Origin of the sequence: Acinetobacter lwoffii (assembly GCF_052078135.1) — a bacterium.
In the GTDB taxonomy this organism is placed as follows: domain Bacteria; phylum Pseudomonadota; class Gammaproteobacteria; order Pseudomonadales; family Moraxellaceae; genus Acinetobacter; species Acinetobacter lwoffii_Z.
In genome coordinates this window covers 34,472-44,356 of the sequence record NZ_JBQGUZ010000025.1, presented here as the reverse complement: position 1 = coordinate 44,356, position 9,885 = coordinate 34,472, and the positions used below count along the sequence as shown (strand labels likewise).

Sequence of the window (9,885 nt, the reverse complement as noted above, 5' to 3'; positions counted from 1 at the left end):
AGAAAGCTGTTATTGAACAAAGAAAGTTAAATCCTGTGCTTGACTCTTGTGGTTAAAAACAGGACATTTTAAATGGTTTATCGCATAGACATTTTAATTGGTGAATAACAGCCCTTGTAAGTCCAAAATAGAAATATCCGCTTTCAGACTCTGGCATTGATTATGCCACCTAACATTAAAAGTGACATTGGCCATACATTTTTAGCCAAATTATGCGTTGCCCAGATCCTCAGTATTAATCGGTAGAAAGTGTGCGTGATCTAGACTGCTCAAGCATAGATATTTGAGTACTTTCCGCCTGTAAAACTGGGTTAAGACGATTACTTTTCAATTTGATTTGCAAGCGCAGTTCATTATTGGAGTCCGTATTACGCTTAGCATATGGTGCATAAATTTACGCGCTTCATCGAGCAATTCGGTTGTATACATATCGAGATTCCTGAGATCATGACTGGTCAGCCGTGTAGAATCAGCTGAAGCAAGACCTCTAATAAATTATTGTTATTGTTTATTTTTTAATTTAATTATTTTTATTCAATTTATAAAATCGTTCTAATCATTATTTTTATTTTCAAACGCTGTGATGAGCTAGTTTAAGCATCTGGGAGATGCGCTGATCGGCTTCATCCGATTCTGTCTTTCCCCAATCAATTGAGGAAAGACATCATTCAGTTTTAAGCACTACGCTTCAAACCTTCGAGCCGTAGTGAGTCAGTCATATTTAACAATAGTTGTTCGGTTTTTGTCCAGCCCAGACATCCATCAGTTACAGACTGACCATAAGTCATTTGCTCAGAAATTTTCTGGTTGCCGTCAACAAGATGACTTTCTAGCATTACGCCACGAACATTGGTCTGTAAGCGTTCTGCCACGATCTGCTCCAATACTTCAGGCTGCAGCATCGGATTTTTTGAGCTATTGCCATGACTACAGTCAATCACCAATGCCGGTAAGTCGATCTGATGTTTGGCCCGGATTTTCTCAATTTCTGACAATTGGTAATTTGGTCCGCTATTCGAGCCACGTAAAATCAAATGTGCTTTAGGATTACCTTGCGAGTGTAAAATGCATGGTAAACCAGACTGGCTCATCCCCAGGAATTGATGAGGATGAGAGGCAGACTGAATGGCATCTAATGCAATCTGGATCGAACCGTCAGTACCATTTTTGAAACCGATGCTGTACGGCATATGGCTGGAAATTTCGCGATGAATTTGCGATTCGCTGGTACGTGCGCCAATCGCACCCCAAGCTAATAAGTCATCGAAATAAGCAGTTGCCATCGGGCTAAGAATTTCAGAGGCAATGGGCAGACCCATTTCAATGATTTTTAGGTATAAGTCACGAGATTTTTCCAAGCCCAATTGCATATTGGATGAACCATCCAGATTTGGATCGTAAAGGAAACCTTTCCAGCCTACGGTAGTCCGCGGTTTTTCGATATAAGCACGCATCACCAGGAAAATCTGATCAGATAGCTGTGACTGAAGCTGTTTTAATTTTTCTGCATAGTCTAGCGCCGAAGCTTCATCATGAATGGAACATGGGCCGGTGACCACCATCAAACGATGATCCTTGCCTTCTAATATATTTTGAATGATTTGACGATGTTCAGCGACTTGGCTGGCCAATTGCGGAGACAGTGGCAATTGCTGCTTAAGCTGCTGAGGTAAAATTAAAATGCTTTCAGCATGATGTTGTTGTGATGTATTTGGGGTATTCATGACTTTAATCCTGGGACTGGCAATCAGTCCAAACTTTTATTTGAGCGTTATGGGTCTAATCGAAAGTGTTGTGAGTGTCATTAGCTGACTAAAATAAGACCAATAAAAGTTGTTAAAATATGAATAGTTAAAGTTTGTCATGGCTGTCTCCAAAATATTTTAAAAAATGAAAGGCATAAAAAAACCTGATCAGGGTTGCCGATCAGGTATAAACTGGTGGGCAACCTTTTCATTGCCCAAACGCATTCAGGCAATTAGCTAAACTGCCAGAAATAAAAATATGCGTTTGAAATGATAGGTTGCTTTAACATGTTATGTCTTTCATAAAATGTGATTCTGAAATTAAAATACGCGCTCTGTGATCATTTGACAAGCATTAAATATAAAAAAATATTTATTAACTTTTCTACTTTTATTTATCGATCAATCAAACCGTGATATGTATCACTAAAATTAGTAAAACCCACAAACCTATTGCGGGTTTTACCAAAGAAACTTCAGTTTAATCCAAAGATTAAAAATTAACGTGAAACACGATTCCAGGCATCACGCACTGCAAATTTAGCCTGTTCCCAGTTTAAACGTGATTCGCCTTTTATTTGTTCCCATTTCAATCTCAAATCAGGTTCTACGTCTTCAAAACGAGTATGGGCATCATAGCTGCCACGGTTTTCATAACCAACTCGATAGGCCGTATCATAATCACGGTCATAATCCAGATCGCTATAGGTGGTACGAGCATCTGAATAGTATGGCGTATTGATCGAATTATCACGCCAGTAAGCCTGTTCTTCTGTTGGATTTATAGCTTCGCCTACACCTTTACCTGCCAGACCGCCAACAACAGCACCGACTACACCGCCGACAGCGACACCCACTGGACCGCCTGCAGCACCAATGGCTGCACCTGCCGCTGCGCCACCTGCAGCACCTACACCTGTACCCACAGGATGTGCGCCAGGCTCACCCGTAATTGGATCGGCATTTAAATCATCGCGGACATCTTTAGGCGCATTCTTAATTACATCACGATCAAAATCATCATTCGACATAGAGCTTATCCTTATTCTTTAAAATGGTTTTAGCACGTATCTTCATACGTCCTATTTAATATAAGCATCTGGCATGTAATGACATTAGCAGGCGTGTTTTGTTTCAGTGACTCTCTGTGAGGCTTTCATGCACTAATGTATCCTGAATCAAGTGAAAGCCGCATAAAAAAGACCGGTTTAATACCGGTCTTTTTTAAAATTGAAAAAGCTTAGTCAAAATGAATGACGGTACGAATTGACTTGCCTTCATGCATTAGGTCAAAAGCTTCATTGATCTGACCTAATGGCATGGTATGAGTCACAAAAGGTTCCAGCTGAATTTCACCTTTCATGGATTGCTCTACCATTCCCGGTAATTGTGAACGACCTTTCACCCCACCAAAAGCAGTACCCATCCATTTACGACCTGTGACTAACTGGAATGGACGGGTTGAAATTTCTTTACCTGCTCCGGCTACACCAATAATCACTGACTGACCCCAGCCACGGTGCGCACATTCTAGTGCTGAACGCATTACATCTACATTACCGATACATTCGAATGAATGGTCTACACCCCAACCAGTCATTTCGACAATCACTTGCTGAATCGGCTGATCATAGTCGTTTGGATTCAGGAAATCTGTCGCACCAAACTGTTTCGCCAGTTCAAATTTATCCGGATTGGTATCAATCACAATGATACGGCCGGCTTTGGCCTGACGTGCGCCTTGTACTACAGCAAGACCGATACCACCTAAACCAAATACTGCAACACTGTCACCTTCCTGAACTTTAGCGGTGTTATGTACTGCACCAATACCGGTAGTCACACCACAGCCCAGCAGGCAAACATGCTCATGGTTGGCTTCAGGATTAATTTTTGCCAGAGAAACTTCAGCAACCACGGTATATTCTGAAAAAGTCGAACAACCCATATAGTGATAGATCGGCTCGCCATTATAAGAGAAACGGGTCGTACCATCTGGCATGACACCTTTACCTTGCGTCGCCCGTACAGCAACACACAGGTTGGTCTTGCCTGATTTACAGAACAAGCATTCGCCACACTCAGCAGTATAAAGCGGAATCACGTGATCGCCCGGTTTCAGGCTGGTGACACCTTCACCGACTTCAACGACCACACCCGCACCTTCATGACCCAAGATTGCAGGAAATACACCTTCAGGATCTTCACCAGACAAGGTAAATGCATCGGTATGACACACGCCTGTATGGCTAATTTTTACCAGTACTTCACCTGCTTTTGGTGGAGCAACATCCACTTCTACAATTTCTAATGGCTAGCCTGGACCAAATGCAACTGCTGCACGTGATTTCATGTAAAACTGTCCTTTTTTTGCTGATTTACAGATGACTAACAGTAACCTCTTTCTATTCGGAGATTCAACTATTAACATCACAAGATAAGGAATAAAAGATCCTATAATTAATGGAACATCAATGACTAAACCTTCGCCTTTTGTATGTTTGAGCATTTTTACTTTTAGCATCATGCTTTCTGGCTGTGAACCGGCTCCCAACACTGCTGAAGAAGCGAAAATCACGCCAGTTCGACCTGCACACTGGATCGACAATCAACTTTCAAAACAGCAGATCAATAGCGGTAAAACGGCTTTTTTGCCGCTCTATGATGGCTTTATGAGTATGGCAGCGCGTCTGCACCTAATTAACAAAGCCAAATATCATCTGGATCTGCAATATTACATCTGGAAGGATGATTATATTGGCAATATGATCTTGTCTCAATTACTCAAAGCTGCCGATCGCGGTGTCAAAGTGCGGGTTCAGATTGATGATCAAAATGGCACCCAGCTTGATGACAAGCTTCTTGCTCTAAGCCAACATCCAAATTTTGAAGTCCGGATTTTTAATCCCTATAAATTTCGTCATTTACGTGCGCTGGATTATGGTTTCCGGATGAAAAAGGTTAATCATCGCATGCACAATAAATTAATCATTGCGGACGGAACTGCAGCCGTGACTGGTGGCCGGAATATCAGCAGTGAATATTTTGATGCCAGTGAAGATTTTCAATTCACCGATGTTGATATATTCTTCGCGGGGCAAAGCGTAACAGATGCCAATCAGACCTTTATTAACTTCTGGAATGATGATCTGAGTTATGATGTACGACAGGTGCTAAATGATGCCGGCCATCCTGAAATGCTCAAAAGGCTCAGAACTGAATTTGAACGTGAAGATGTTGATGAAACTGAACTCAAACGCCGGGTGGGCATTGCCGAGAAACAAGTCGAACAACACTTAAAAAAACAACCTATGCACTGGGCGGCAGCTTATTTTGTTGCGGATAGTCCCGCAAAAGCCCGTCCTCATGCCAAAAATGGCGATTATATTTATACCCATATGCTTGAATTAATGGGTGAGCCAAAAAAACATCTGGAACTAGTGTCCTCATATTTTATTCCCACGCAAAAAGGGGCCGACTATTTAACCCGCCGTGCGCAACAGGGTGTGAAAATCAGAATCCTGACTAACTCTTTTCAGGCCAATGATGTGGCCGCAGTGCATGCCTATTACCAGCAATATCGTCAGCAATTATTGAAAAGTGGCATCGAACTCTGGGAATTTAAACCCTACATTGTCCGTCCGGAACGGACCTGGTATGAAATTATGACCGGAGACATTATCCCGGCTAAAAACAAAAATAGCTCCAGTTTGCATGCCAAGTTTTTTGATCTGGATGGCATGGTTTTTGTCGGTTCATTTAATTTTGATCCGCGTTCAGCCTATCTGAATACCGAAGTCGGTCTGGTCATTGAATCGGAAGATTTTCAGAAGGAAATCACCAGTGCGATGGATCAGTACTTACCACGCGTGGCTTATCAACTTAAACTGAACGAAAAAAATGAAATGATTTGGCTGGAACATCAAAAAGATGGCCGTAGTATTCAGCATTTACATGATCCGGAAACTACAAAATTCCAGCGTTTTATGATGAATCTGGTGACGAAATTTCCCGGTGAATGGTTAATGTAATGACATTGGAGTGACCTTAAAATTACATGCTATGAAAAGCCCGTATTTCGAGAATAGCCGATTAACCTAACTTAGTCCAATCATCGTTTAAAGGGTTTTACAGTCTATTGCGCTTACTTTAGAATTACATTTTTCTCGTATTTTGCGCTTGTTCGCCCTCCACTCCCATGCAATTTTTTGATCTAAGCCGTCAGTTTAAGTTCAGTGATATTCTCACGCCTGTAAAAACTCTCCATGATTTATCCCAGCAAGAATGGTATTTGGCCAAAATTCGGGTGGAACATGACTGTTTGTCCGACTCCGATACTGTCGAGGGACAGGTAGTTTTGAAATCCAGTGAAAATATTCAGCTCGAACTGGAATGGCAGATTCAGGATAGTAGTTATGAATTACAGGTTTTATTTAAAGGTGTAGAAACTGAAGCCACTGATGAGACCGGTATCATGTTGAAAGGTGCACAACTGGTCGATGAACAGCAGCAAGTACTCTCTGCCCAAGCGTTAAGCTTATGGATTGATGGTACTCTTTTGCCGATGTTGCCTGAAATCCGTCAGGAAATTAAAGCACGTTTAAATTTGTGGGATTATGTCGAATACGATGACTAATCGCCGAATTTTGCATTTTTTAAAGAGCCCATGTGGCTCTTTTTTATAATCTGAGTGACGTTTTAGATTGATTAAACTGCCCTATCTTCAATTTTTTCAGGCAATGCCAAGCTAAATAAGTTGTTATAAAATTTATAAAAAATAAAAAGAGAATCACGACATGATTTCTGATAGTGAATGGCAACAGATTCGTCAGGTGGTCGCTGATGCACAACGGGCTGCCATGCATTGCTCTATTGCAACAGTCAACCCCAAAGGCTTTCCTAGTATTACTCCGATCGGAACCATATTTCTCAACAAAAAGACCAGTATCGGTTTCTTCTTTGATACTTATTCCACTACTTTTTCTGAGAATTTACAGCATCAGCCGATGGCATGCATACAGGCTGTGAACAGTAGCAAACTGTTTTGGTTTCATTCGTTACTTAAAGGTAAATTTAAGCGTTATCCAGGAGTACGCTTATATGCAGAAATTGGTCCTTTACGTCCGGCCTCGCTTGAGGAAATACGACAGGTGGAGTCGCGTATTCGAGCTTTAAAATGGACCAAAGGTAGTCAGTTAATCTGGTCCAGCTTTCATCATGTCCGGGAGATGAAGATCAATAGCTATCGCTGGATCGAATATCCAAATATGTGAATAAATAAGGTCAATAACTTACAAATAGTAAGTTTATTTCTTATCTATAGCCAAAAAGCTCTTTAACCATTTTTCATCTGATTATTGGATTAAATATTAAACCAGACCCACATGCTCAAACATTGTCCGGTAACTTTCGGCTTTTTTCTCCAGAGAAACCGGATATGCTCGAGAAGATGAAGGCATGCGATATAAATGCAGATCACGTCCGACAAAATAAGCCTGACTTGGTTGCCCAATACTCGGCTTTAGAGTCCCTTCAGGCATGGACAGCATCATGGTGTCTGTGGCCTTGTCGCCTGTGGTCATAATATGATTACACTGCGGCATTTGGCTGAGCAGTTGCTCAATATTGGTGGGTACTACTATTTCCAAAAATTTGTCTGAAGCATTGCCCTTTAAACGCCGGATCTGATAGCCACTATCAAAAATCGCAATCCCCGTTTCTGTTAAAAACTCCCGGATCAATTGTTCCTGAAATTTTTTATTGGGTAGATCTAAAAAGTAATCTTTATTTTCAAAGAAAATCAGTCCAAAAATCCGCCACATATCATTTTGATAGTTTGGATAATAAAAGTTCATTTTCCAGCGTGTGGCAGGTGGCGGAAAACTACCCAACATCAGTAATTTGGCATTGGGCGGTAAAAATGGCGGTAGCGGATGCGTTTCAATATCAGACATAGAATTAACTAAATTGAGAGATTTCAACTATTTTAGAAGGTCTTCCGAATCTTGCCAGCTACTTCTTGTCCCCAAAGTGTATAAACTTCCTTACTCGGATGAAAACCATCTGCAGCCATTTGTAAATTCATGGCACGATACTTCTCAATATCGTATTCAATCCATTGCATATTCACTTGCTGATTCACAAAATTTTCTAGTTGCTGGTTCATCTGTTTAGCATACTGGCCAAATAGCCAGGCTAAAGGATTCGGTAGCGCCGGAAACATATTCATTGGCGGCACACCGGCAGCAATGATCAGTTTCGGACTAAATTTTTGCTGAATTTTACTATAAAGCTGTTCCTGCTTCTGAATCCAAACCTCGACAGGTATCAGTTTGGTCACATCATTGACGCCAACCGACGTGACGATTACATCATAGTGCTGGACTTCTATTTGGTCCAAAGCATGAATTACTTTTGAGCTGGTATCGCCTGTTTTGGCCTGTAATTTCCAGTCAATTTCAAAGTCATCTTTCAGTTCATGCAGAATTGCACCCAGTAATGCGTCATCCTGATGTTCTACTCCTACACCTGCTGCTGCCGAATCCCCTAAAATCAGCAGAGACAGTTTGTTGCCGGTTCCGGTTTGACCTTCACGTGCACCTTCAGGTTCCGGCAGTCTTAGGGTATTTTTCTTGACACGATTACCCTGAATGACAAGTGCAGGAATCAAGGCAATGGTGGCGGCTTTCAGCAACATAGCGGGCTAATTTATATAGGGATATACTTAATTTTACCTGAGTTTATTCTTTTGAACTATTTCCTCAACAGTCATTTTAAATGAATGTTCACCTAAATTTAACTAAGATAGGATTCTTGCAAAATACAGGCTTATACATCTTGCCATTGGGTAAAACATCAAGGATAAATATAAAAAAATCCCGCTTAAAAACGGGATTTCTTATGGAAATTAAAGCTTAGATTTTATAGTCATTCCAGCGATTCATACGCTTAAAAGTTCCCACATCATTAAAACGCACGCCCACTTCTTTCATTACTTTATGCGCCGTTTTGGACGTCAGTTGACGGATATAAAATGGCTCTTTGACCACAAAATGATGAATCGCATGGGTCGAACCAAAATTACAGCAGAATAACTGGAACGGAACCATCCACCATGGATTGAGCACTTGGGTTTGTTTGATCACATCACGTGGATCAATATCGCCATAGTAATGCATATTTGAGCTGACAAACTGCAAGCTAAAAGAACGGATAAAGTTCGGAATCACCCAGATGACTGCCAGCAGATTTACAATCGGCATCGCGTCGACAATGCCTTGCGACCAGAGCATCTCATAACCGAATAGCGGTGAAACTGCATTTAAACCATGAAAGACCACAAACAGGTAGCACAATCCATAGTAAATAATGCTGAGAGGTAAAAAGCCAAATAGCTGAGAAATCATGGCAATTTTACGTTCTTTTTCAGGCTGTTTTTCCAGAAAAAGATGAATCATTTTAATCATCTGAAATGGACGCAGATACACTGACATCAACTGGTCACTAATCACCAGAATTCGGCGAATGCCCCAAGGCATACCATTACTGATGCCACGTTCTTCCAGGTCATGTTCAGTGCCTGAATATTTATGATGATGCAAATGTAAACGACGACGTGCCCACGGACTGATGGTGTTTGGACGTGCCAACCAGACCAGTGCCAGCATCAGATGATGTGCCCAAGGTGTTTTTTTGAAATACATATAATGAATCAGGTCATGTTCCAATTCATGGGTCAATGACGCAAAAATCGCAATCAAGGGAATGGTAAACCATGCTGAGAGATAACCTGTTCCATATGCTACCGCGCATGCAATCATGCCTGCCCAGGCAAAGCTTAAAATACTCGCACCTATAAAGTTCTGATGTTTGAGTATGGGATAACGAGCACGCACCTCTTCCCCGGCCTGGGTAACGATACTTCTGACCTTGGAGATTCGCTGCTGGTCAGTCATATCCGCAGATGTAGACATATGGACAACCTTTAATTTCTGAACGGTTGCACATTAAAGGAAATTCTAAAAAAGAGAAGTTATCTTTCCACTTTTAGAGTGAGTATGTCTAAGTTTTGGACAGTTTGGAAAAGTTCTTAAAATTGGCGAAAATTAGGAAAAGTAAAAGATGGTCTTTCTCATGAAAC

9 protein-coding genes are annotated in these 9,885 nt (G+C 41.2%); 3 read left to right on the top strand and 6 right to left on the bottom strand.

Features of this window, described 5'->3' with window-relative positions; all coding sequences use genetic code 11:
- Positions 1-674: 674 nt before the first annotated feature.
- The 3 genes from ACTL4S_RS14000 to ACTL4S_RS13990 all read right to left on the bottom strand — a co-directional run bounded on the left by ACTL4S_RS14000 (position 675) and on the right by ACTL4S_RS13990 (position 4,050).
- Entirely contained in the window at positions 675-1,724 is a 1,050-nt protein-coding gene (locus tag ACTL4S_RS14000; protein WP_180087526.1) for a 3-deoxy-7-phosphoheptulonate synthase, read from the bottom strand.
- Positions 1,725-2,245: 521 nt separating this feature from the next.
- Positions 2,246-2,776 carry a hypothetical protein gene (locus tag ACTL4S_RS13995; protein WP_441299563.1) on the bottom strand — a complete coding sequence of 177 codons (531 nt, stop codon included), beginning with the start codon at positions 2,774-2,776 and terminating at the stop codon, positions 2,246-2,248.
- A gap of 209 nt (positions 2,777-2,985) precedes the next feature.
- The gene (locus ACTL4S_RS13990) at positions 2,986-4,050 is read right to left on the bottom strand and encodes an S-(hydroxymethyl)glutathione dehydrogenase/class III alcohol dehydrogenase (protein WP_311771907.1); all 1,065 of its coding nucleotides are present in this window, start codon (positions 4,048-4,050) and stop codon (positions 2,986-2,988) included.
- 169 nt (positions 4,051-4,219) lie between these two features.
- Between ACTL4S_RS13990 and ACTL4S_RS13985 the strand changes: the two genes are divergently transcribed.
- From ACTL4S_RS13985 to ACTL4S_RS13975, 3 genes are all read left to right on the top strand, one after another.
- Positions 4,220-5,776: a phospholipase D family protein gene (locus ACTL4S_RS13985; protein ID WP_180087527.1), complete on the top strand. Its 1,557-nt coding sequence runs from the start codon at positions 4,220-4,222 to the stop codon at positions 5,774-5,776.
- Positions 5,777-5,943: 167 nt separating this feature from the next.
- Positions 5,944-6,381, top strand: a complete 438-nt coding sequence (locus ACTL4S_RS13980) for a hypothetical protein (RefSeq protein ID WP_005106837.1) — start codon at positions 5,944-5,946, stop codon at positions 6,379-6,381.
- A 160-nt stretch (positions 6,382-6,541) separates the two neighbouring features.
- Positions 6,542-7,018 carry a pyridoxamine 5'-phosphate oxidase family protein gene (locus tag ACTL4S_RS13975; RefSeq protein ID WP_180181316.1) on the top strand — a complete coding sequence of 159 codons (477 nt, stop codon included), beginning with the start codon at positions 6,542-6,544 and terminating at the stop codon, positions 7,016-7,018.
- Positions 7,019-7,114: 96 nt separating this feature from the next.
- On the opposite strand, the gene ACTL4S_RS13970 is transcribed toward ACTL4S_RS13975, so the two are convergent.
- The 3 genes from ACTL4S_RS13970 to ACTL4S_RS13960 form a co-directional block, all read right to left on the bottom strand.
- A complete protein-coding gene (locus tag ACTL4S_RS13970) occupies positions 7,115-7,699 on the bottom strand; it encodes a uracil-DNA glycosylase family protein (RefSeq protein ID WP_180087530.1) in 585 nt (194 codons plus the stop codon).
- 32 nt (positions 7,700-7,731) lie between these two features.
- Positions 7,732-8,442, bottom strand: coding sequence for an SGNH/GDSL hydrolase family protein (locus ACTL4S_RS13965; protein WP_004280437.1), 711 nt, complete (start codon positions 8,440-8,442; stop codon positions 7,732-7,734).
- A gap of 217 nt (positions 8,443-8,659) precedes the next feature.
- The gene (locus ACTL4S_RS13960) at positions 8,660-9,718 is read right to left on the bottom strand and encodes a fatty acid desaturase (RefSeq protein WP_195725999.1); all 1,059 of its coding nucleotides are present in this window, start codon (positions 9,716-9,718) and stop codon (positions 8,660-8,662) included.
- Between the last annotated feature and the right edge of the window lie 167 nt (positions 9,719-9,885).